The sequence below is a fragment of the Paraburkholderia fungorum genome (assembly GCF_046027605.1).
Lineage (GTDB): Bacteria > Pseudomonadota > Gammaproteobacteria > Burkholderiales > Burkholderiaceae > Paraburkholderia > Paraburkholderia fungorum_F.
The window spans coordinates 549,087-570,806 of sequence record NZ_JAQQEF010000003.1; the positions used below are offsets into that span (position 1 = coordinate 549,087).

General features: G+C 63.0%; 21 protein-coding genes. 11 read left to right on the forward strand and 10 right to left on the reverse strand.

Annotation, left to right across the window (positions count from 1 at the left end; genetic code table 11):
- Positions 1–352 precede the first annotated feature (352 nt).
- On the reverse strand, positions 353–994 hold the full coding sequence (locus PQR53_RS08560; protein ID WP_408452282.1) for a CoA transferase subunit B: 642 nt from the start codon (positions 992–994) through the stop codon (positions 353–355).
- A gap of 2 nt (positions 995–996) precedes the next feature.
- The gene (locus PQR53_RS08565; protein WP_408452283.1) at positions 997–1,701 is read right to left on the reverse strand and encodes a CoA transferase subunit A; all 705 of its coding nucleotides are present in this window, start codon (positions 1,699–1,701) and stop codon (positions 997–999) included.
- A gap of 281 nt (positions 1,702–1,982) precedes the next feature.
- On the opposite strand from PQR53_RS08565, the gene PQR53_RS08570 reads away from it, so the two are divergent.
- Positions 1,983–2,528, forward strand: coding sequence for a LuxR C-terminal-related transcriptional regulator (locus PQR53_RS08570; protein ID WP_408452285.1), 546 nt, complete (start codon positions 1,983–1,985; stop codon positions 2,526–2,528).
- 156 nt (positions 2,529–2,684) lie between these two features.
- Here the strand turns inward: PQR53_RS08570 and PQR53_RS08575 are convergent, their stop codons facing one another.
- Positions 2,685–3,116, reverse strand: a complete 432-nt coding sequence (locus PQR53_RS08575) for an acyl-CoA thioesterase (protein ID WP_408452287.1) — start codon at positions 3,114–3,116, stop codon at positions 2,685–2,687.
- Between the two features lie 281 nt (positions 3,117–3,397).
- Positions 3,398–4,174 (reverse strand): SDR family oxidoreductase, encoded by a 777-nt coding sequence (locus PQR53_RS08580; RefSeq protein ID WP_179733172.1) that lies wholly within the window; start codon positions 4,172–4,174, stop codon positions 3,398–3,400.
- Positions 4,175–4,363: 189 nt separating this feature from the next.
- On the opposite strand from PQR53_RS08580, the gene PQR53_RS08585 reads away from it, so the two are divergent.
- A complete protein-coding gene (locus PQR53_RS08585) occupies positions 4,364–6,037 on the forward strand; it encodes an electron transfer flavoprotein-ubiquinone oxidoreductase (RefSeq protein WP_408452289.1) in 1,674 nt (557 codons plus the stop codon).
- 101 nt (positions 6,038–6,138) lie between these two features.
- Here the strand turns inward: PQR53_RS08585 and PQR53_RS08590 are convergent, their stop codons facing one another.
- The 4 genes from PQR53_RS08590 to PQR53_RS08605 all read right to left on the reverse strand — a co-directional run bounded on the left by PQR53_RS08590 (position 6,139) and on the right by PQR53_RS08605 (position 11,381).
- Positions 6,139–7,614 (reverse strand): tetratricopeptide repeat protein, encoded by a 1,476-nt coding sequence (locus PQR53_RS08590; protein WP_408452291.1) that lies wholly within the window; start codon positions 7,612–7,614, stop codon positions 6,139–6,141.
- Between the two features lie 55 nt (positions 7,615–7,669).
- Positions 7,670–8,770, reverse strand: a complete 1,101-nt coding sequence (gene aroC, locus PQR53_RS08595; protein ID WP_179733177.1) for a chorismate synthase — start codon at positions 8,768–8,770, stop codon at positions 7,670–7,672.
- A 63-nt stretch (positions 8,771–8,833) separates the two neighbouring features.
- On the reverse strand, positions 8,834–10,771 hold the full coding sequence (locus PQR53_RS08600) for an MFS transporter (protein ID WP_408452293.1): 1,938 nt from the start codon (positions 10,769–10,771) through the stop codon (positions 8,834–8,836).
- A 145-nt stretch (positions 10,772–10,916) separates the two neighbouring features.
- Complete coding sequence (locus tag PQR53_RS08605; RefSeq protein ID WP_408452295.1) at positions 10,917–11,381, reverse strand: CBS domain-containing protein; 465 nt, start codon at positions 11,379–11,381, stop codon at positions 10,917–10,919.
- Positions 11,382–11,620: 239 nt separating this feature from the next.
- On the opposite strand from PQR53_RS08605, the gene PQR53_RS08610 reads away from it, so the two are divergent.
- From PQR53_RS08610 to PQR53_RS08620, 3 genes are all read left to right on the forward strand, one after another.
- On the forward strand, positions 11,621–13,042 hold the full coding sequence (locus PQR53_RS08610) for an O-acetylhomoserine aminocarboxypropyltransferase (RefSeq protein WP_408452297.1): 1,422 nt from the start codon (positions 11,621–11,623) through the stop codon (positions 13,040–13,042).
- The gene (locus tag PQR53_RS08615; protein ID WP_408452299.1) at positions 13,039–13,884 is read left to right on the forward strand and encodes an alpha/beta fold hydrolase; all 846 of its coding nucleotides are present in this window, start codon (positions 13,039–13,041) and stop codon (positions 13,882–13,884) included. Before PQR53_RS08610 ends, PQR53_RS08615 begins: the two co-directional genes overlap by 4 nt.
- 199 nt (positions 13,885–14,083) lie before the next feature.
- Positions 14,084–14,404: an Mpo1-like protein gene (locus PQR53_RS08620; RefSeq protein WP_012433756.1), complete on the forward strand. Its 321-nt coding sequence runs from the start codon at positions 14,084–14,086 to the stop codon at positions 14,402–14,404.
- A 27-nt stretch (positions 14,405–14,431) separates the two neighbouring features.
- Here the strand turns inward: PQR53_RS08620 and PQR53_RS08625 are convergent, their stop codons facing one another.
- Positions 14,432–15,745 (reverse strand): YihY family inner membrane protein, encoded by a 1,314-nt coding sequence (locus PQR53_RS08625; protein WP_408452301.1) that lies wholly within the window; start codon positions 15,743–15,745, stop codon positions 14,432–14,434.
- A 120-nt stretch (positions 15,746–15,865) separates the two neighbouring features.
- Here PQR53_RS08625 and wrbA point away from each other — a divergent pair, with 120 nt between their 5' ends.
- The 6 genes from wrbA to PQR53_RS08655 all read left to right on the forward strand — a co-directional run bounded on the left by wrbA (position 15,866) and on the right by PQR53_RS08655 (position 20,659).
- Entirely contained in the window at positions 15,866–16,468 is a 603-nt protein-coding gene (gene wrbA / locus PQR53_RS08630; RefSeq protein ID WP_408452303.1) for an NAD(P)H:quinone oxidoreductase, read from the forward strand.
- Entirely contained in the window at positions 16,465–16,911 is a 447-nt protein-coding gene (locus PQR53_RS08635; protein WP_408452305.1) for a DUF2069 domain-containing protein, read from the forward strand. Before wrbA ends, PQR53_RS08635 begins: the two co-directional genes overlap by 4 nt.
- Before the next feature lie 50 nt (positions 16,912–16,961).
- Positions 16,962–18,380 (forward strand): FAD-binding oxidoreductase, encoded by a 1,419-nt coding sequence (locus PQR53_RS08640; protein WP_408452307.1) that lies wholly within the window; start codon positions 16,962–16,964, stop codon positions 18,378–18,380.
- Between the two features lie 96 nt (positions 18,381–18,476).
- Positions 18,477–19,283, forward strand: a complete 807-nt coding sequence (locus PQR53_RS08645) for a metallophosphoesterase (RefSeq protein ID WP_408452309.1) — start codon at positions 18,477–18,479, stop codon at positions 19,281–19,283.
- A 246-nt stretch (positions 19,284–19,529) separates the two neighbouring features.
- On the forward strand, positions 19,530–20,249 hold the full coding sequence (locus tag PQR53_RS08650) for an SOS response-associated peptidase (protein ID WP_408452311.1): 720 nt from the start codon (positions 19,530–19,532) through the stop codon (positions 20,247–20,249).
- 11 nt (positions 20,250–20,260) lie between these two features.
- Positions 20,261–20,659: a hypothetical protein gene (locus PQR53_RS08655; RefSeq protein WP_408452354.1), complete on the forward strand. Its 399-nt coding sequence runs from the start codon at positions 20,261–20,263 to the stop codon at positions 20,657–20,659.
- Positions 20,660–20,752: 93 nt separating this feature from the next.
- Here PQR53_RS08655 and PQR53_RS08660 read toward each other — a convergent pair whose 3' ends face one another.
- Complete coding sequence (locus tag PQR53_RS08660) at positions 20,753–21,691, reverse strand: LysR family transcriptional regulator (RefSeq protein WP_408452313.1); 939 nt, start codon at positions 21,689–21,691, stop codon at positions 20,753–20,755.
- Positions 21,692–21,720: the final 29 nt, after the last annotated feature.

Consider the following 21,720-nt stretch of genomic DNA (forward strand, 5'->3'; position numbering starts at 1 on the left):
AAAAGCGCTGCGGGCTCGGCGCAGACCAAGCGGCGGGAAATCAACGTCGAATCTTCCAACGATTGTAAACCGCTTTGCCTCGCAACAAGAATCGGCCAAACGGCCTAAGACCGACCAGGATACCCTAGGGTGCAAGCCCCCGCGCAGGCGTTCGGATGCGGGTCGGCAGCGCAAAACGGTACAAAACGCAGCACCAAAACAAAACGGGCGAGACTCGCGCCTCGCCCGCTTGCAACTTACTTGCTTCGACTGGTTTCGTAAGCCGCCCGTGCCCATGCCCCACGAGGCGACTTGCATTACCGCCCGCCAGGCGCCGCTCAGATGGATCTGAGACGGCGGCTCACCCAATCATTCAGCTCACCGCGCTGACATCCAGCGGTGCGCCCGTCTTCGCCTTGATTTCCTCGACGCTGACGCCCGGCGCGAGCTCAATCAGCTTCAGACCGTCTTCCGTCACCTCGATCACGCCGAGATCGGTGATGATCTGATCCACCACGCCCACGCCCGTCAGCGGCAACGTGCATTCTTCGAGAATCTTGTGCTGATCACCCTTCGCGACGTGCTCCATCAGCACGACCACGCGCTTGACGCCCGCCACCAGATCCATCGCGCCGCCCATGCCCTTGATCATCTTGCCCGGGATCATCCAGTTGGCGAGATCGCCCTTCTTGCTGATCTGCATTGCGCCCAGAATCGCCAGGTTAATGTGGCCCCCGCGAATCATCGCGAACGAATCCGCCGACGAGAAAATCGACGACCCCGGCAACGTGGTCACCGTCTGCTTGCCGGCGTTGATCAGGTCGGCATCCACTTCTTCCTCGGTCGGCGACGGGCCGATCCCGAGCAGGCCGTTCTCCGACTGCAGCCACACTTCGACGCCGGCCGGCACGTGGTTCGCCACCAGCGTCGGCAAGCCGATGCCGAGGTTCACGTAGTAACCGTCCTGCAATTCCTTTGCCGCGCGCGCGGCCATTTCGTCACGAGTCCATGCCATGATCAATCTCCTTTCGCGCGGACGATACGTTGTTCAATGCGTTTTTCCGGATTCGCATTGAGCACAATGCGCTGCACGAAAATACCCGGCGTGTGGATCGCATCCGGATCGAGCTCGCCCACTTCAACGATTTCCTCGACCTCGGCGACCGTGATCTTGCCGGCCATCGCGCACATCGGGTTGAAGTTGCGCGCCGTGCGGCGATAGATCAGGTTGCCCGATTTGTCGGCCTTCCATGCCTTGACCAACGCGACGTCGGCCGTCAGCGAGTGTTCGAGCACGTAGTGGCTCTCGCCGAACTGGCGGGTTTCCTTGCCCTCGGCAATCAGCGTGCCGTAGCCGGTGTTCGTGAAGAACGCCGGAATGCCCGAGCCGCCGGCGCGCAGCTTCTCGGCGAGCGTGCCTTGCGGCGTGAATTCGAGTTCGAGTTCGCCGGCCAGATACTGGCGCTCGAACTCCTTGTTCTCGCCCACGTATGACGAAATCATCTTCTTGACCTGGCGCGTTTCGAGCAACAGACCGAGGCCGAAACCGTCGACGCCCGCATTGTTGCTGATGCAGGTGATACCCTGCACCTTCGAATCGCGCAGCGCCGCGATCAGCGCCTCGGGAATGCCGCACAGCCCGAAGCCGCCGACGGCAAACGTCTGCCCGTCCTTGACGATGTCTTTCAGCGCCTCGGCGGCGCCTGGATAGACCTTGTTCATCAGTATGTCCCTTCCTTTATGGAAATCCGAAACCGGCGGCCGGCGTACAGGTACGCCGGTCGACGGTACGCCGGCTCGTTGCGACTTCGAGATGGCGCAGAACGGGCAAACGCCCGACACGTCATTCTAGTCATCCGCGGCCGGCTTTGCGCCCAGATCGACCTGCGTGGCGGCAATGCCTGCTGCGGCTGCTTCGCCGCGTTGTCATGTGCCCGCAAGAGTACGCTGCGCGCGCCATACGGCACAATACGCAAAAATACATAAGTACTTGCCGCTAGCCCATGCCCGCACTGGATTACCAAACCGCGTTTCACCTCGCCCCGATCGGACTCGTGCTGTCGCGCGAACGGATCATCGAAGACTGCAACGACGAGCTGGCGTCGATATTCGGCTGCACGCGCGCGGCGCTGCTCGGACAGTCGTTCCAGGTGCTGTATCCGTCAGCGGACGAATTCGAGCGGATCGGCGCGCGAATCCCGCCGATCATGACCGCGCAAGGCAGCTATGCGGACGACCGGATCATGAAGCGCGCGAACGGGGAATTGTTCTGGTGCCATGTGACAGGCCGCGCGCAGCAACGCGCCGACGCGCACGCCGCCGGTGTGTGGACTTTCGAGGACTTGAGCGCGACGCGGCGCGTGGCGGTCGAATTGACGCCGCGCGAGCGGGAAATCGCCGCGCAACTGGTGACGGGCAAAACCAGCAAGCAGATCGGGCGCGCGCTGGATATCAGTCCGCGCACGGTCGATGTCTACCGCGCGCGGCTGATGCGCAAATACGATACGGGGAACGCGACCGAACTGCTGCAGCGCCTGCTCGGGCATTGAGCGCGGGGATTGGGTACCGGCCCGGTGAAGAGCCGGCCTCGAAGCATGAGCCTGGAGCCAGGAGACTCAAGATCCGACGCAACCCGCAACGACCGTGAAAACAGTCTCGGCTTCGATTGCGGGCATGGCTCCGGGTTCGTTATCGAAGCGTGACGCTCAAGCCGCCTTGACCAGCGCGGCACCGTCGATAGTCGCGCGCAACACATCCGGAACCGGCACCGACTTGCCCGCCGCATAGTCGATCCACACGCAGCGCGCGGCGCCGCGTGCATACACGGTGCTTGGATCGTCGGCGCGCACGAGCTCGAAGCCGGTATCGAAGCTGCTGCGCCCGGGCGTCGCCACGGACATCCGGCCGATCACGTCGCCGGGATAGTGCAACTGCTTGAGAAATTCCATCGACGCATTGACGATCACCGGCCCGTGCCCATCGGCATTGCTGCCGGCAAGACCCAGTTGTTCGAACCAGGAAATCCGCACCTGCTCCATGTAGCGGAAATAGACCGTGTTGTTCACATGGCCGAATGCGTCCATGTCGCCCCAGCGGATCGGCATCGACATCTCGAAAACTGCGTGAAAATCGCTCATCGTACTTCTTTAACGAATTGAAATCAGGTTGAAGCCGGCGCGCGGGCCGGCGCAGAAACGACAAACAAAATAGCGCAGGCATTCCTTCAGCAGAAGGCCTGCGCACGTAAAACAGTTTCTTCGACTGTGCCCCAATCCGCGGCGGTGGACGAGCGTGGCGGCGCTACAAAGCGCTCCACGGCGGCGTAAAAGTCGCGCAACCCGGCCTCTCCTGCGGCGGCCGGACGCGGACACCACGGTCCGGAGCGGCCGGAAGGACCCAAAAAGACCCAAAGAGGCGTTCAGGCCAGCCCGAAGCCATCGTCGGCAGCAATCACCGAGCCGTTGATGAACTGCGATTCGTCGGCCGCCAGCAGCAGTAACAGTCCGTCCAGATCCTCCGGCGTGCCAACCCGATGACGCGGCAGCAGCGACACCAGCTTCTGCCCCTGCTCGGTCGACCAATGATGGTGATTGATCTCGGTGTCGATATAGCCCGGGCAGATGGCGTTCACGTTGATGCCGTGCTTGCCCCACTCCAACGCCATGGCCTTCGTCATATGGACGACCGCGGCCTTGCTCATCGAGTACAGGCCGATCTGCGGCAGCACGCGCAAACCCGCCATCGACGCGATGTTGATGATCCGGTACGACGGCTTCTGCGCATTGTTGCCGCGCATGATCATGCGCTTGGCGACTTCCTGGGCGACAAAGAAAGCGCCGCGCGTGTTAGTGTCGAACACATATTCGAAGTCGGCCGGCGTGACTTCCGAGAGCTTCTGCGTGGTCGACACACCTGAGTTGTTCACCAGAATGTCGATCGTGCCCGCCTCGGTTTCGGCGTGAGCAACGGCTGATTTGATGCTCTGATAATCCGTGACGTCGAGCGAGACAACGTGCGCCGCGCCGCCGGAGGCTTCGATCTCGGCGCGCAACTCTTTCAGACGCTCGGTGCGGCGGCTTGCCAGCACGACCTTCGCGCCCGCTTGCGACAATACCTGAGCAAAGCGCTTTCCCAACCCGCTCGAGGCGCCCGTGACCAGCGCGACCTTGCCTTCCAGATTGATCGAACGGCCCATTGTCGTTCCCTTGTTCGGTTATTGTTACAGACACGGTTGACAGGTGCGGTAAGCCCCGTGACTACGGGTCATACCGTATCACAAAAATAGAACGATCGTGCTAATCTCTGCTCATCAGGTTGCAGTGCAAGAGACCATCGCCCACAATACGATCCCGAAAAAAGCATTCTAACGGTAAGAGGAGCATCAATGACCCCCGCAAGTCTCATTGAGCAGTACGGCCCGCGCGAGTCGATGGAATACGACGTGGTGATCGTCGGCGGCGGCCCGGCTGGCCTGTCCGCGGCGATCCGCCTGAAACAGCTGGCGGCTGAAAAAGGCGTCGAGCTTGGCGTGTGCGTACTGGAAAAAGGCTCGGAGATCGGGGCTCATATCCTGTCGGGCGCGGTGATGGATCCGCGCGCTTTGAACGAGCTGATGCCGGATTGGAAGGAAAAAGGCGCGCCTTTAGACGTTGAAGTGACCGAAGACCGGTTCCTGTTCCTCACCGAAACCGGTTCGAAGAGCGTGCCGACCTGGGCGCTGCCGGATAACTTCAAGAACCACGGCAATTACGTGATCAGCCTCGCGAATGTCACGCGCTGGCTGGGCCAGCAGGCCGAGGCGCTGGGTGTTGAAATCTTCCCGGGCTTTCCGGCTGCCGAGATTCTGTATAACGACGATGGTTCGGTCAAAGGCGTCGCGACCGGCAATCTCGGGATCGGCAAAGATGGTGAGCCGACCGAGAATTTCCAGCTCGGCATGGAGTTGCACGCGAAATACACGCTGTTCTGCGAAGGCGCGCGCGGGCATCTGGGTCGCCAACTGAATGACAAATTCAAGCTGCGCGAAGGCGTCGATCCGCAGGTCTACGGGATCGGCATCAAGGAGCTGTGGGAGATCGATCCGTCGAAGCACAAGCCGGGTCTGGTGATGCACACCGCCGGCTGGCCGCTGGAGACCGACACGTACGGCGGCTCGTTCCTCTATCACATGGACAACAACCAGGTGGTGGTGGGTTTCGTGGTCGGCCTCGGCTACACGAACCCGTATCTGTCGCCGTTCGAGGAATTCCAGCGCTACAAGACGCATCCGGCGATCCGCGCGATTCTGGAAGGCGGCAAGCGGGTGTCGTACGGCGCGCGGGCGATTACCGCGGGCGGCCTGCTGTCGCTGCCGAAACTGGTGTTCCCGGGTGGTGCGCTGGTCGGTGACGATGCGGGCTTCCTGAACGCATCGCGGATCAAGGGCTCGCATGCGGCGATCAAGACCGGCATGCTGGCGGCTGAAGCGGCATTTGAAGCCGTGCAGGCGGGACGTACCAGCGATGAACTCACCGCGTATCCGGAGTCTTTCAAAACCTCATGGCTGCACGCGGAACTGCATCGTGCGCGTAATTTCAAGCAGTGGATGAGCAAGGGCCTGTACCTCGGCACCCTGATGGTCGGTATCGAGCAGAAGCTGCTGGGCGGCAACGTGCCCTGGACGCTGCATCATCAGCACTGGGATCATGAAATGCTGAAGCCTGCGTCGCAGTGCAAGCCGATCGTGTATCCGAAGCCGGATGGGAAGCTCACGTTCGACCGGCTTTCTTCCGTGTTCATCTCGAACACCAATCATGAAGAGAACCAGCCGGCTCACCTGACGTTGAAAGATCCTTCGGTGCCGGTGAATGTGAACTGGCAGACCTATGCGGGTCCGGAGTCTCGCTATTGCCCGGCGGCGGTGTACGAGTTCGTGAAGAACGATGATGGTAGTGAACGGCTGGTGATCAACGCGCAGAACTGCGTGCACTGCAAGACCTGCGATATCAAGGACCCAACGCAGAACATTGTCTGGGTCACGCCTGAAGGCGGCGGTGGTCCGAACTATCCGAATATGTGATGCATACAAACGCCGCTTCCCAGCGGCGTTTTTTTATCGGCACGCGATCGCAACGCTATGAGCAGGCGGCCGCGGGAGATGAGGTTTTCAATACAAAAAACTCAAGCGCCCCGAATCATTTCAATCCGTTCTCGCACTTTCGCCAGCACCGGCGCCCACGCGCCAATCTCAGACTGCCGGAAGAGCTCAATAGAATCGTACCAGGGCGTGGTGCGCGATTCGTCGCCCCAAAACCATGCCGACACGTGGTCGATCATCAAACACGTCGGTACGCCGAGCGCCCCCGCCAGATGCGCAGGCCCGCTATCGATCGTGACGACCAGATCCAGAGTCGCCAGCAACGCAGCGACGTCGTCGAATCCGGACTGAAAATGGTGGGTCAAGTCGACAACATCGAAACCCTTGGCCCGCCACAGCGCGACTGCTTCGCTGCGCCCCGGCGACAACGCAAAATAGGTCACACCGGGCACGCTCAATAGCGACTCGAGTTGCTCGACCGGCACTGACCGCCGCATATCGCGGATATGCTCAGGATTGCCGTTCCATACCAGGCCAACCTTGCGATTGCCCGTCTTGCCCGCTGTGTGCGCGTGGACTCGTTCACGCCATGCCTGCACACGCGCAGGCTCGGCGCTCAGATACGGCGCACCCCACCCTGTTGCATCGAAAACACCAAGCCGTAACGGCAAGCTCATCAATCCACAATGGAAATCAGGCCGCGTTTCAAGGCTTGTTTCGAGCGGCAAGTCGGCAGGCAGCATCCGTTCGAATAGATGCCGCAACGGCCCGTCGTGACCAAAAATCACCCGCCCGCCCTCACGCCGCGCGCGCTCGGCTAGCAACGGCAGAAAGCGCACCGCCCAAAGACAGTCGCCGTTGCCTTGCTCGCCATAGACGATCAGCGTTTTGCCTTCCAGCGATTCGCCCTGCCAATACGCGCTGATCGCGGCGAGCGCATGCTGTGCGTTATTCAGATCGTCGCCGAATGCGACGCGTGATTCGTAATGCGCCCAGCCCTCGGCGAAACGTCCTGTGCGGATTTCGAGTTCAGACAGATCGAACTGCGCATGCACGCTATTCGGCGACAACCCAAGCACCTGCCTGAGCAATGCTTCCGCTTCCGCGAAACGCGCCTGCTCCTTCACGCACAACGCGAGCTTGTGAAGCGCCACAGGATTGCCGGGTACAACACGCACTGCTTCGCGCAACAGCCGCTCGGCCGTGTCGAAGTCGTTGCGCTGTTGCACGGCTGCGGCGCGCCAGATCAGCGCGTTGGCGTCTTCGGAGTTCCGTTCGAGAAGCAGTGTCGCGGCGGAATCGACGAGCAGCCAGTCGCGCACGATGAAGGCCGTCTGCGCAATCGTGTGGAGCAAGGTGGGTTCGCAGGAAGGGTCGAGCTGATAAGCGCGCACCAGCGCGGCAAGCGCCTCCCGCTGATTGGCTTTGTCACGGCCGGCGCGTTGCAGCAGCGTTTGTCCGAACGCGAGACAGTCAGCTGCGCCGGCTTGCGGCGCGGCGGCGCGCACGCGCAGAGCCGCGAGTTGGCGATCTGCCGGCTCGGAGATCGGATCAGTCATAGAGAGACCGAGGCCACGGCGCGCAGTGCACGTACGAAGGCGCTTGGCGCCGCCCTTAAGGCGCGCTCGCCGCGATCTTCGGCGTGCTCACGGCGACATCGCCGCATTGCGCACGGTTACGCAATGCGTGGTCGATCAATACCAGCGCGAGCATGGATTCGGCGATCGGAGTGGCACGGATGCCGACGCACGGGTCATGACGCCCAAACGTTTCGACGACAGCCGGCTGACCTGCCTTGTCGATCGACCGGCGCGGCGTGCGAATGCTCGAAGTCGGCTTGATCGCGATGGAGACCGTAATGTCCTGGCCGGTCGAAATACCCCCGAGCACACCGCCCGCGTGATTGCCGACGAAGCCCTCCGGCGTCAATTCGTCGCCATGCACCGAGCCGCGTTGCGCGACACTGGCGAAGCCCGCGCCGATCTCCACGCCCTTCACCGCGTTGATACCCATCATGGCGTGGGCAATGTCCGCATCGAGGCGATCGAACAGCGGCTCGCCGAGCCCGACCGGCACCCCGGAAGCCACGACATTGATGCGTGCGCCGATCGAGTCGCCATCTTTGCGCAACGCGTCCATGTAATTTTCGAGTTCCGGCACGATCTCGGCATTCGGCACGAAGAACGGGTTCTCACGCACATGCGCCCAGTCGACGAACGGGACATTGATTTCGCCGAGCGCCGCCATGTAGCCGCGGATCTCGGTCCCAAATTTTTCGCGCAGCCATTTTTTCGCCACCGCGCCGGCTGCCACGGTCGGCGCAGTCAAACGGGCCGACGAACGGCCGCCGCCGCGATAGTCGCGAATGCCGAATTTCTGCCAGTACGTGTAGTCTGCGTGGCCGGGACGGAAGGTGTCGGCGATGTTGCCGTAGTCCTTACTGCGCTGATCGGTATTGCGGATCAGCAGCGCGATCGGCGCGCCGGTGGTCTGGCCTTCGAACACGCCCGACAGGATCTCGACCTTGTCTTCTTCCTGACGCTGCGTGACGTGGCGCGACGTGCCGGGTTTGCGGCGGTCGAGTTCAAGCTGGATATCGGCTTCGTTAAGCGCCATGCCCGGCGGGCAGCCATCGATCACGCAGCCGATAGCGGGGCCGTGCGATTCGCCGAAGGTCGTGACAGTGAAAAGCGTACCGAGCGTGTTGCCGGACATGGGCGTCGTCCAAAGAAATGCGGGGAAGGCACTATTATGCCAGCCCCAAGGGGCCAGGCCGTCCTACTTCCGCGCCCCGCGCAGTTCAGTAACGATCTGCTGCAGTGCCTCCGGCGTCGCCTCGGCAGGATCGATCGGTTCACCCACCGCCAGCGTCAGCCGGCTCATCACACCTTTCTGGATCGGCCGCGGCCAGCGCGCGTCGTCGGCGCGCGAAAACACGCTGCCCCACAGCCCGCGCAGCGCCATCGGTATCACCGGCGCCGGCGTGCGGCGCACGATCTCGGTCACGCCATGGCGGAACGGATTCATCTCGCCGGTCTTCGTCAGCTTGCCCTCCGGGAAGATACAGACCAGATCGCCCTCGGCCAGCGCCTCTGCACAACGCTCGTAGGCCCGTGTCAGCAACGCCGGATCCTGATGGGCGGGCGCGATCGGAATTGCCTTCGCGTGACGAAACACCCAGCCGGCGAACGGCGTCTTGAAGATCTGGTGGTCCATCACGAAGCGGATCGGCCGCGGACTCTCGGCCATGATCACAATTGCGTCGACGAGGCTCACGTGGTTGCACACCAGCACGGCCGCACCCTCTTCCGGAATCCGTTCGGCATGCACCAGCCGAATCCGGTAAAAGGTATGCACCAGCACCCAGGCGATAAAACGCAGCAAAAACTCGGGCACAAGCGAATAAATGTACGTCGCGACGACGATGTTCAGCAACGCGGTGACGAGGAAAATTGCCGGAATGCTGAAGCCCGCCGCGGTCAGCGCCATCGCCATCAATGACGAAACGATCATGAACAGCGAATTCAGAATGTTGTTCGCGGCGATGATGCGCGCCCGGTGGCTCGGCTGGCTACGGCTCTGGATCAGCGCATAAAGCGGCACGCTATAGAGGCCGCCGAACAGGGCCAGCAGGAACAGATCGGCCAGCACGCGCCAATGGGCGGCCCGCACGAGGAATTCGCCCACGCTCAGCAGATGCCCCGCCGCCGGCAGCGCATGACTCGCGAAGAACAGATCGATCGCGAACACGCTCATGCCAATCGAGCCGAGTGGCACGAGGCCGATTTCAATGCGCCGCTTCGAGAGCTTTTCGCACATCAGCGAACCCAAACCGATGCCGATCGAGAACGTGCCGAGCAGCACGGTCACGACATCCGGATCGGCGGACAACACATTTTTCGCGAAGCTGAAAAACGACGACAGAAAAGTCGCGCCGATGAACCACAGCCAGGAAATTCCCAGCAGGCTCAGAAACACCGTACGGTTTTCGCGCGCGAGCTTCAGATTGCGCCACGTCTCGCTGACTGGATTCCAGTTGATGCGCAGATCGGGCTGCGGCGGCGCCGTAACCGGCACGAAGTTCGACACCAGCCGTCCCACCAGCGCAATCGCGACACAGGCGCAGGCCAGCACCACCGCGCCATGCTCGACGAAACCCGCGCCCACGCCGCCGACGATCGTGCCAATCAGGATCGCGACGAAGGTGCCCATCTCGACCATTCCGTTACCGCCGACCAGTTCCGACTTCGACAGATGCTGCGGCAGATACGAATACTTGACCGGGCCGAACACGGTTGAATGAACGCCCATCAGAAACGTGCACAGGTACAGCAGCGGCGCGCTATGCAGCCAGAAGCCCGCGCCGCCGATGAGCATGACGACGATTTCGAAGCTTTTGACGAAGCGCGTGAGCATCGCCTTGTCGTACTTGTCCGCGATCTGGCCGGAGGTTGCCGACAGCAGTACGAACGGCAAAATGAAAATCGCCGAGATCAGGAACGCGGCCGTTTTCGGATCGACACCGGAAAAGCGCGCCGCCTGATACGTGACGAGCGACGTGAAGCCGATCTTGAACACGTTGTCGTTCATCGCGCCGAGGAACTGGGTCCAGAAAAATGGCGCGAAACGGCGCTGCCCGAGCAGGCGGAACTGGGATTCGTGCGTCTCGTGTGGGCGGGCGGCACGACGGGCAGCAGGTAACGGACGATCGCTCATGAAATTCGGGGAATCGGCTAAAGAACCGCAGAAGGGCAAGGGCCTGGGCACAAAAAAAGCGCCCGCTTTCGCGCGCGCCTTGACTGCATTTTCACCCTCACGGCAACGGCGCGAACGCCGCGGTGAGCGACCGCGCGCTAGCTAGTTAGCGCGGCGCCGGTTGTTGTTCCTGCTGTTCTTCCGGCCAGTCCCGGATGTAGGCCTTGAGCATGCGGTTTTCGAAACCCTGCTCTTCGACCACGGCCTTCGCGACGTCGTAGAACGAAATCACGCCCATCAGCGTGCGGCTTTCCAGCACCGGCAAGTAGCGCACATGATGCTCGAGCATCATGCGACGAACCTCGTTGACGTCCGTTTCGGGGGTGCACGTGAGCGGATGGTCGTCCATCAACTTGCGGATCGTGGAGGTACCGAGGCTGCCGCCGTGCTTGCTCAAGATCAGAATGATTTCACGAAACGTCAGCATGCCGACCAGGTCGCCGTATTCCATCACGACCAGCGAGCCGATATCGTGCTCGGCCATGGTATTGACTGCGTCGTGCAGCGTGGTATCCGGCGTAACCGTGAAAAGGGTGTTGCCTTTGACTTTAAGAATGTCGCTGACTCGCATGATCTGTCTCCGTGATACTGCTTAAGCTGATGATGCCTGAATGACTTTCGATCCTAGCGGAAAGGCCCATAAAAGGAAAGCGGCCCGCCCGCCAAGGCGCAACGGGCGTTTGCAAGCCTGGTCCGGTGCCGTCCCCACCCCGTGCATCGGGAAAACCGCGCTTGAAGCGATCCATGCCGGTGATAGGATGGCCGCCACTTTCACCTTTCGCGAGGCTGTCCGTGGCCTCGCCGCCCAGCATGTCCGCCAACCGTTTCGATACGCTTGCGCTGCACGCCGGCGCCGCGCCCGACCCCACCACCGGCGCGCGCGCCACGCCTATTTACCAGACTACCTCGTTTTCGTTCCGCGACTCGGACCATGCCGCGGCGCTCTTCAATATGGAGCGCGCCGGCCACGTCTATTCGCGCATCTCGAATCCGACCGTGGCCGTGTTCGAGGAACGCGTTGCCGCGCTGGAAAACGGCGCGGGCGCGATCGGCACGGCGAGCGGCCAGGCCGCCTTGCATCTGGCGATCGCCACCTTGATGGGCGCCGGCGCCCATATCGTCGCCTCCAGCGCGCTGTACGGCGGCTCGCACAACCTGCTGCACTACACGCTGCGGCGCTTCGGCATCGAAACGACCTTCGTCAAACCGGGAGACCCCGACGCGTGGCGCGCCGCGCTGCGCCCGAACACGCGCCTGCTGTTCGGCGAAACGCTCGGCAACCCGGGCCTCGACGTGCTCGATATCGCCGCCGTCGCGCAAATCGCGCACGAGCACGGCGTGCCGTTGCTGGTCGACTCGACCTTCACCACGCCCTATCTGCTCAAGCCGTTCGAGCATGGCGCCGACTTCGTCTATCACTCGGCGACCAAATTCCTCGGCGGGCACGGCACCACGATCGGCGGCGTGCTGGTGGACGGCGGCACGTTCGACTTCAATGCGTCCGGCCGTTTCCCCGAATTCACCGAACCGTACGAGGGCTTTCACGGCATGGTATTCGCCGAGGAAAGCACCGTCGCACCGTTTCTGCTGCGCGCACGCCGCGAGGGTTTGCGCGACTTCGGCGCCTGCCTGCATCCCCAGGCCGCCTGGCAACTCCTGCAAGGCATCGAGACGCTGCCGCTACGCATGGAGCGGCACGTCGCGAATACGCGCAAGGTGGTTGAGTTCCTGTGCGCACACCCCGCCGTCGAAGCCGTCGCCTACCCGGAACTGCCATCGCATCCGGACCATGCGCTCGCGAAGCGTCTGCTGCCGCGCGGCGCGGGCGCGGTGTTCAGCTTCAATCTGCGCGGCGACCGCGCCGCCGGACGCAGCTTCATTGAAACGCTATCGCTGTTCTCGCACCTCGCGAACGTCGGCGACGCACGCTCGCTGGTCATTCACCCGGCGTCGACGACGCACTTCCGCATGGACGCCGCCGCACTCGCCGCCGCCGGCATCGCCGAAGGCACGATCCGCCTGTCCATTGGCCTTGAAGACCCCGACGATCTGATCGACGACCTCAAGCGTGCGCTGAAAGCCGCGCAGAAAGCGGGTGGGACGAGTGTGCCGGGGAGTGGACCATCTGGTTCGTCCGGCGCAGCGAAAAACAGCCCCTCCCCTTCATCCGCTGCGCCAGCCCACGGCAGCTCATCCGCTGACGCGACCAAACCCCGCCCGGAGTCCGCATGATCCTCACCGTTCAAGGCAAGCCAGCCTACGCGTACACCGGCGGCAAACCCTTCGACCCTAACCTGCCGACCGCGGTATTCATCCACGGCGCCGAGCACGACCATAGCGTGTGGGCATTGCAAACGCGTTACTTCGCGCATCACGGCTTCGGCGTACTGGCGGTCGATCTGCCGGGCCACTGCCGCAGCGCCGGCCCCGCGCTCACCAGCGTGACAGCAATGGCCGACTGGCTGGCCGCCCTGCTCGACGCCGCCGGCGTACAGCGCGCACTCGTGGCCGGCCACAGCATGGGCTCGCTGATCGCGCTCGACTTCGCCGGCCGCTATGCGGAGCGCGTCACGCACCTGGCGCTGCTCGCCACCGCCATGCCGATGGCCGTCTCCGACGCGTTGCTCGACGCCGCCCTGAATCGCGAGCCCGAGGCAATCGACATGGTCAATCAATGGTCGCATTCGACGCTCGCCGCCAAGCCGTCGTGCCCGGGCCCCGGCTTCTGGCTGTACGGCATGAACCAGCGGCTGATGGAGCGTGTCTCGGCGAACGGCGAGACGCACCTGTTCCACACCGACTTCACCGCGTGCAACAGCTACGCGGACGGCCTCACACGCGCTACCGAGGTGCGTTGCCCGACGCGCCTGATCGTGGGCCGGCGCGACGCAATGACGCCGCCACGCGCGGCCAAAGCGCTCGCCGACGCGCTCTCTCGAGCCGGCGTACCGGTCGATACTGTCGTGCTCGAAGCCGGCCATGCGCTGATGACCGAGCAGCCCGACGCCACCCTCGACGCGCTGTTCAGCTTCGCCTCGCAGGCCACAGGCACGGTTTCATACGGGGGTCAGTAAACGCTGCGAGTCATCACGATAAGTGCACTGGTGCAGATGCGCCATCGGCCGAATGGCCAGGTTGCGCGCATGGCCCGATAGCCGCACAATGGTTCAAGCCTGTCCTGTTTCGAGTGCGTTCCGAGCATCCCGGCGCGCCGCGAAGCAACCTGGGAGCGACGGGCACGGAATCGACCAGCGTCGACATTCGGAGGCCATGATGGCTCAAACCGCGCACACCGATCACTTCGCGAGCTTCGCGGAGTTCTACCCGTACTACCTGAGCGAGCATCGCAACACGGTATCGCGGCGGCTGCATTTCGTGGGTTCGCTCGGCGTGATCGGTTGCCTCGCCATGGCGCTCGCCACCGGTGACTGGCTATGGCTGCCGGCTGCCGTCATCTGTGGATATGGCTTCGCCTGGGTCGGGCATTTCTTCTTCGAGAAGAATCGCCCGGCTACTTTCCGGCATCCGCTCTATAGCCTGATGGGCGATTGGGTGATGTTCAAGGACATCTGCGTCGGGAAGATTTCTCTGTAGGTCTGCCGGCGCGTTCGGGCAACCTGCTCATGCAGCCTGATGAGGCATCGAAGCCGCGCCTTGCTCACCGTCCTGGGCACGCGCTGCCCGTGCGGCAGCACGCGCCGCCAGCAACGCGGCGAGCGTCACCTTCAGTTTGTCGTTTTCCAGCGCCGCCAGAAGCGTCTGGCCATCCACGCGTGTGGAGTCCAGTTGCAGCTGATATTCGAGCTCCGCGCGATCGATCACAAATAAGTTGAACAGCTGCTCGACCGTGATCTGCGCCGGATTTGCCAGCAGCAGGAAATGCGGACGCATGCCGTCCTCCTGCAAGCGCACGATCCATTCGATCTCTTCGAGCTTTTGCACCAGCTTGATCGTGGTGTCCATCTCGCGACGAAGCATTCGCGAGAGCTCCGGCACCGTGTAGCCGCGCTTGCCGGCATCGCGCGCTTCCGAAAGCCGCGCGAGCAATTCGAGCGAATCGAACAGATCACTGCCTTCGAAAGTCGGCCGATGAAACTGGCCAATCCGGATCGCCGGCAACGCCGACGCGATCATCGCGCCGGCCAGTGCGATGAACCAGCAGAGGTACATCCACAGCAGAAACAGCGGCACCGCGGCAAATGCACCGTACACCGCCGTGTAGGTGGGAATACGGCGCACGTAATAGCCAAAGCCGCGCTTGGCGAGTTCGAAAGCGATCGCGGCCGTAATCCCGCCAATCACCGCATCGCGCCATTCCACGCGGCAGTTCGGCAAAAACACGTAAAGCATCGTGAAGGCTAGCGCCGTCAATGGCAGCGCGGCGCTGGTCAGCGCCCAGTCGATCACCGGCGTAATGTGTTGAGCGGCGCTGAACGCCATGGACCGCGTGAACAGATAGGAAGAAATCGACAGGCTCACGCCGATCAGAATCGGACCGAGCGTGATGATCGCCCAGTAGACCAGAATGCGCTGCGCGAATGGCCGCGCCTTGCGCACCCGCCAGATCACATTGAAGGCGGACTCCACAGTCATCATCGTCATCACGGCGGTGACGAACAGAAAAATCATGCCGATGGTCGTGAGGCCCTTCGCCTTGGAAGCGAACTGGTTCAGATAATTGAAAATCTGACTATTGAGCTGCGCCGGCATCAGATGGTCGGCGAGGAAAATCTGCAGCGACATCTGGAACGAACTGAAAATCGGAAACGCGGTGAACAGCGCGAACGCGACCGTGGCAAGCGGCACGAGCGCGAGCATGGTGGTGAACGTAAGGCTGCCGGCCACCTGCGGAATGCGGTCTTCGCTACTGCGCTTCGCGGCAAACTGCGCGAGCCGTTTGAGCGTGTCGAGATCGAAACGCACTCTGGACAACAAACCCACCTCCTTGCTTCATGAAACCGTGTGTCAGGACAGAGCGCGAGGCCTGGCCGAATGGCTATGGATGGCCTGTGCAGCGGACCCAGCCCCTATAATACCCGCTCACCGATGAGGCCTATGAAAGACATTCTCGTGCTTTATTACAGCCGTCACGGCGCCACGCGCGAACTTGCGCTGGCGATCGCGCATGGCGTCGACAGCGTCCCCGGCATGCAGGCGCGCGTGCGCACCGTGCCGGCGGTTTCCACCGTCTGCGAAGCGACCCAGCCGGATATTCCCGCTGAAGGACCGCCCTACGTCGAACTGCGCGACCTCGAGGAATGCGCCGGTCTGGCGCTGGGTTCGCCCACCCGCTTCGGCAACATGGCCGCGTCGCTGAAATACTTTCTCGACGGCACTACGCCGCAGTGGCTTTCGGGTGCGCTGTCCGGCAAACCGGCCTGCGTGTTCACGTCCACGGGCAGTTTGCACGGCGGCCAGGAATCCACGCTGTTGTCGATGATGCTGCCGCTCCTGCATCACGGCATGCTGATCGTCGGGATCCCGTACACCGAGAGCGCGCTGTCCACCACGCAAACCGGCGGCACGCCGTACGGCGCGTCGCATTTCGCACGCGCGGGCACCGCCGAACAGGGCATCTCCGCCGACGAAAAAACGCTGGCGATCGCCCTCGGCGCACGTGTTGCCCGCGCGGCGGCATCCCTGAGCGAACGGCCGTGAGCGAACCGGACGCAGCGCCGAAAACCGCCGCCGCATTCGGCGCCACTGCCGCCCTGCTCGCGCTGATCGTGTTGTCGGTCGCGTGGGAATGGTGGCTCGCGCCGCTGCGTCCAGGCGGCTCGGCGCTGGTGCTCAAAGCCTTGCCGCTATTGCTCGCCCTGCCCGGCGTGTGGCGGCATCGGCTTTACACGTTGCAATGGGCCTCGATGCTGATCCTGCTGTATTTTGCCGAGGGCATCGTCCGCGGCTGGAGCGATCGCGGACTGAGCGCCCGCCTCGGCTGGCTCGAAACCGCGCTCTCCGTGGTTTTTTTCGTCTGCACGCTCGCCTATGTCGCTCCGTTCAAGCGCGCGGCAAAACGGGCAGCCAGGCAGGCGGCCAATCACGCAACAAAAGAGAACGCAAAGCCGAACGCCGGCCAGGCCGAAGGAGGCACTCGATGAAAACAGCGCTTGCCGCGTAACCTATCCGCCGAACATCCTGACCGACCAACATGACCCAAACCGCTTTCCTCACTGTTTGCCGCGACGCAATCGGCACAGCCCACGTACTGACCGACCCGCACGACACCGCCCCCTACCTCACCGACTGGCGCCGCCGCTACACCGGCGCGGCCTGCGCCGTGCTCTGCCCGGCCACGCCTGACGAGGTCGCGGCGCTCGTCAAACTCGCCGTCGAGCATCGCATCGCGCTGGTGCCGCAGGGCGGCAACACCGGTCTGGCCGGCGGCGCCACGCCGGATGCAAGCGGCGCGCAGGCGATCATCAGTCTGCGGCGTCTGAACCGTGTGCGCGATATCGATCCGCATAACAACACGATCACTGTCGAAGCCGGGGTGATCCTCGCCGAAGTACAGAAGCACGCCGAAGAAGCCGGCCGCCTGTTCCCCTTGAGTCTCGCCGCGGAAGGCAGTTGCACGATCGGCGGCAATCTCGCCACCAACGCGGGCGGCACCGGCGTACTGCGTTACGGCAACACGCGCGAACTCTGTCTGGGCCTGGAAGTGGTTACGCCACAAGGCGAGCTGTGGGACGGCCTGCGCGGACTGCGCAAGGACAATACCGGCTACGACCTGCGCGATCTGTTCATCGGCGCGGAAGGCACGCTCGGCATCATCACCGCCGCGGTGCTCAAGCTGCATCCGCAACCGGCCGCGCGTGTCACGGCGCTCGCCGCACTCGCGTCGCCGCATGCGGCACTCGATTTCCTGTCGCTCACGCAACGCGTCGCCGGGCCACTTCTGACCGGCTTCGAACTGATGTCTGATTTCTGTCTGCGGCTGGTGGGCCGGCATTTCGAGCAGATGCGCTATCCGTTCGCCGAACCGCATGCGCAAGTCGTGCTGCTGGAGTTGTCGGACAGCGAGAACGAGGAGCACGCGCGCGGACTGTTCGAGCGCCTGATGGAAACCGCGCTCGAAGAAGGTCTGGTGGAAGACGCGGTGGTCGCGGAAAACCTCGCGCAGTCGCGAGCATTCTGGAATCTGCGCGAACACATCCCGCTCGCGCAGGCTGAGGAAGGCCTGAACATCAAGCACGATATCGCGGTGCCGATTTCGCGCATTGGCCACTTCATCGAGGAAACCGACGCGGCGATCGCGCAAGCCGTGCCGGGCGTGCGCATGGTCACGTTCGGCCATCTCGGCGACGGCAACCTGCATTACAACGTGCAGGCGCCAGAGGGCGTCGACGCAAAGGCGTTTCTCAAGACCTGGCAAGGTCCGATCAACCAGCTCGTCTACGACAGCGTGCACCGGCATCGCGGCAGCATCAGCGCGGAGCACGGCCTTGGCCAGTTGAAAATCGACGAGGCGATGCATTACAAGCAGGACGTCGAGGTACAGCTGATGCGCGCCGTCAAACACGCGCTCGACCCGCTGAACCTGATGAATCCGGGCAAGGTGCTACGCTAGGGTTTGAGGGTTTGGTTTAAAGCCCCTGGCGGTTGTTGAGCCTTTGGTCTGAAGCCTTCGCCATCTGGTGCGAGGGCCATTGCAGGAGATGTCGTCGTGAAGATTCGAGTGCTGTCCGATCTGCATCTGGAGAACGACGAGCCCGAGCTGATCCCGCATGCGCACGCGGATCTGATCGTGTTGGCCGGCGACATCCACAATCATGCGGCCGGCCCGCGCTGGGCCGCGCAAGCTTTCGACGGCACCGTGCCGGTCGTCTACGTGCCCGGCAATCACGAGTACTACGACGGCGAATTCGGCGCGCTCGACGCGGCCCTCTACGACGCGGCCGCGCAAGTCGATAACGTGCATGTGCTGAACAATGCCGCGCTGGTCGACCCGCAAGGCCGCTGGCGCGTGCTCGGCACCACCTTGTGGAGCGACTTTGCGTTATTCGGCACGGACCCTGACACGCTCGCCGAGTGCATCGACGCTTCGCGCCGGGTGATGCTCGACTTCCGCGGCCTGATCCAGATGAACTGGCCGCACGGCACCGAGGACTCGCCGCGCGACTTCACTCCTGGCGATTCTCTCGCGCTGCACCACCAGGCGCGCGCCTGGCTCGAAAACGAGCTCGCCAGACCGTTCGACGGCAAGACGATCGTCGTCACGCATCACGCGCCGCATCGGCTGAGTCTGGCCGAGCGCTACGCGCAGGATCGCGTGTCGGCCGGTTTCGTCAATCATTTGCCGGAGCTGGTGCGTGCGCCCGTCGCGCTGTGGATTCATGGGCATACGCATACGCCGTTCGATTACACCGTGAACGGCACGCGCGTGGTCTGCAATCCACGTGGCTATTTCGACCGACGCACCGGGCAGTGGGAAAATCCGCAGTTCACGTGGGATAAGGTCGTAGAGATATAGCATCGGCTTCGGGCCGATCTGGGTAGCGCGGCCTGGCGCGACGCACTACGCTGTGGTCGTCGGGTCAAGTCTCGCCGGCACGTGATTGGCTTGTTGGCGTTGGCTTGCGCGGCTAGGCCTTGGCTTGGCTTGCGTGGCCTTGGCCTTGACATACTCAGCGCATCGGCGCCATCCGTACCGCCGCCCCATCGCCGGCCTGCTCCAATCGGCCAAACCGGCGCGACCGGTCATTTCCGGAGGTTGCTCATGTGTGGTCGAATCAGCCAGTATCGCGATCCGCATCTGTACACCCAGCAGCTCGGCCTCGCCGATCCGCTCATGCTGTTCGACGCCGCAGACCGGCGCCCCGGCTACAACCTCGCGCCGGGCACCCATCCGCTCGCGATTTATCCGGACCAGACGTTGCGCGCGATCCACTGGGGGTATTGCCCGGATTGGGCACGCGCGCAGCATCTGCCGCAGACGATCAACGCGCGCGCCGAAACCGCGCCGCATACGCGCTACTTCAAAGACCTGTGGAAAACGGGACGGGTACTGGTGCCGGCAGACGGCTGGTTCGAATGGCGCATGGAAGCGGTGCCCGGACCATCAAACGGGATCACCGGCGCGCAAGCCGAGGCCACGGCCCGTCAGCCCTACTTTGTGCATCTTAAAAGCGCCGTCCCCATGTACCTCGCGGCCTTATCGAGTGTACGCGGCACCGAAGCGCAAACGGACGGCATGGGACTGGTGATCGTGACGGCCACCGCAGACGCAGGCCTGATCGATGTGCACGATCGCCGCCCGCTGGTATTCGCGCCCGAGGCGGCGCGCCGCTGGCTGGATGTGGCTCTGCAGTTCGACGAACTCGAACAGCTCGCGCGGAGCGCCTGCCTGCCCGCCGCGCGGTTTCGCTGGCATCGGGTGAGTCCGGAGGTAGACCGCACGCTCAATGACGAGCCGGGTCTGATCGAAGCACTGCACTAGGCGTGCGGAGCGTGGAGCGACGCGCAAAAAACACGCCGAAAAAACGCAACAGCGAATTCAATCACCGCGCGCCGGGCAATCCAGCGCGCTCACAAGCTTCAACGATCGTGCCGCTGGGCCTGCGGATCAGGACGCTCGACCTTGATCGGCACCAGTTGCGGCTGCTGTTCGCGCAGACGGCGCAACAGATCGCGCGAGGCGGCGATTCCGATCAGTCCCAACATGACGGCCACGCCGATCATCAGATGCGTATCCATGAGTTCCTCGTCCTTGAATTCTTGCGGTTGTTGCGGTTGTTGCGGTTGTTGCGTTTCTTGCGATTTGCCGAACGGCAACTTATTGAACGCGTCCGGCTGAAAGCGGCAGCGTATGAACCACACGTTAGCAAATCGATCGCGAGGCAGAAGTAAGGAAATGTTGCGGCGCGGCACTTATGTAACAGGCTGTCATGCCGCCTGTGTCAAATCCGGTCAACAACGGTCAACCGCCCGCGCGGCGCGGCTTCAGGCGCGTGCGAACTGGCGCAATTCTTCCTGATCGACGGCCAGCGTGACCGGCAATTCGTCGCGCAGAAACTCGACCCAAGTGCGGATTTTCGCATCCAGATACTGCCGTGACGGGTACAGCGCGTACAGATTCATTTCCTGCGACGTGTATTCCGGCAAGAGCCACACGAGGTCCCCGCTACGCAAACCGCTGATCGCCGAGTAGATCGGAATCAGCCCCACGCCCATGCCGCTGGACGCCGCGACAGCCATCGCTTCGGCGACATTCACCTGGAAAGTGGCCGGGCCAAGGACAACCGTTTCCTCGCCGTTCGGGCCGTCGAAAATCCATTTGTCGGTGGGAAAAATCGGCGTGACCATTTGCAGGCAAGTGTGGCGCGCCAGGTCCGCGGGGGTTTGCGGCACGCCGTGCCGCTCCAGATAAGCCGGCGATGCACACACGATGCTGAACGCGCTGCCCAGCCGCTGCGACACGAGCCCCGAATCCGGCAGGCCGGTCGCGAGAGTCAGCGAGACATCAAAACCTTCATCGAGCAGATCGGGCATGCGCTGCGCGAGCGTCAATTCGATATGCACGTCCGGATAGCGCGCCTGATAGCGGCCCACCGCCGGCACCACATAGTGTTGGCCGAAGCTCGTCATCGCATGGACCTTGAGCTTGCCGGACGGACGCGCGTGAGCGTCGCTGGCTTCCGCTTCGGCCTGATCCACATACGCGAGGATCTGCTCGCAGCGCTGCAGATAGCGCTCGCCCGCCTCGGTCAGCGCAATACGGCGCGTGGTGCGGTTCAACAGACGCGTGCGCAGGTGCGCTTCCAGGTCCGAAACCGCGCGCGACGCATACGCCGTGGTCGTGTTCAGGTGTTGCGCGGCACCTGTGAAGCTGCCCGCTTCGACGACGCGGACAAATACGCGCATGTTTTGAAGCGTATCCATACTTTTTCCAAGAGATCGGTAGCGATTGT

What these genes read in the sequence shown, in the direction of transcription:
- PQR53_RS08575 (WP_408452287.1), bottom strand. Translation starts at nt 3,116, where the DNA reads ATGAGCGATTTTCACGCAGTTTTCGAGATGTCGATGCCGATCCGCTGG.
- PQR53_RS08590 (WP_408452291.1), bottom strand. Translation starts at nt 7,614, where the DNA reads ATGACTGATCCGATCTCCGAGCCGGCAGATCGCCAACTCGCGGCTCTG.
- PQR53_RS08615 (WP_408452299.1), top strand. Translation starts at nt 13,039, where the DNA reads ATGATCCTCACCGTTCAAGGCAAGCCAGCCTACGCGTACACCGGCGGC.
- PQR53_RS08640 (WP_408452307.1), top strand. Translation starts at nt 16,962, where the DNA reads ATGACCCAAACCGCTTTCCTCACTGTTTGCCGCGACGCAATCGGCACA.
- PQR53_RS08585 (WP_408452289.1), top strand. Translation starts at nt 4,364, where the DNA reads ATGACCCCCGCAAGTCTCATTGAGCAGTACGGCCCGCGCGAGTCGATG.
- PQR53_RS08650 (WP_408452311.1), top strand. Translation starts at nt 19,530, where the DNA reads ATGTGTGGTCGAATCAGCCAGTATCGCGATCCGCATCTGTACACCCAG.
- wrbA (WP_408452303.1), top strand. Translation starts at nt 15,866, where the DNA reads ATGAAAGACATTCTCGTGCTTTATTACAGCCGTCACGGCGCCACGCGC.
- aroC (WP_179733177.1), bottom strand. Translation starts at nt 8,770, where the DNA reads ATGTCCGGCAACACGCTCGGTACGCTTTTCACTGTCACGACCTTCGGC.
- PQR53_RS08660 (WP_408452313.1), bottom strand. Translation starts at nt 21,691, where the DNA reads ATGGATACGCTTCAAAACATGCGCGTATTTGTCCGCGTCGTCGAAGCG.
- PQR53_RS08610 (WP_408452297.1), top strand. Translation starts at nt 11,621, where the DNA reads ATGTCCGCCAACCGTTTCGATACGCTTGCGCTGCACGCCGGCGCCGCG.
- PQR53_RS08560 (WP_408452282.1), bottom strand. Translation starts at nt 994, where the DNA reads ATGGCATGGACTCGTGACGAAATGGCCGCGCGCGCGGCAAAGGAATTG.
- PQR53_RS08580 (WP_179733172.1), bottom strand. Translation starts at nt 4,174, where the DNA reads ATGGGCCGTTCGATCAATCTGGAAGGCAAGGTCGCGCTGGTCACGGGC.
- PQR53_RS08565 (WP_408452283.1), bottom strand. Translation starts at nt 1,701, where the DNA reads ATGAACAAGGTCTATCCAGGCGCCGCCGAGGCGCTGAAAGACATCGTC.
- PQR53_RS08605 (WP_408452295.1), bottom strand. Translation starts at nt 11,381, where the DNA reads ATGCGAGTCAGCGACATTCTTAAAGTCAAAGGCAACACCCTTTTCACG.
- PQR53_RS08570 (WP_408452285.1), top strand. Translation starts at nt 1,983, where the DNA reads ATGCCCGCACTGGATTACCAAACCGCGTTTCACCTCGCCCCGATCGGA.
- PQR53_RS08620 (WP_012433756.1), top strand. Translation starts at nt 14,084, where the DNA reads ATGGCTCAAACCGCGCACACCGATCACTTCGCGAGCTTCGCGGAGTTC.
- PQR53_RS08600 (WP_408452293.1), bottom strand. Translation starts at nt 10,771, where the DNA reads ATGAGCGATCGTCCGTTACCTGCTGCCCGTCGTGCCGCCCGCCCACAC.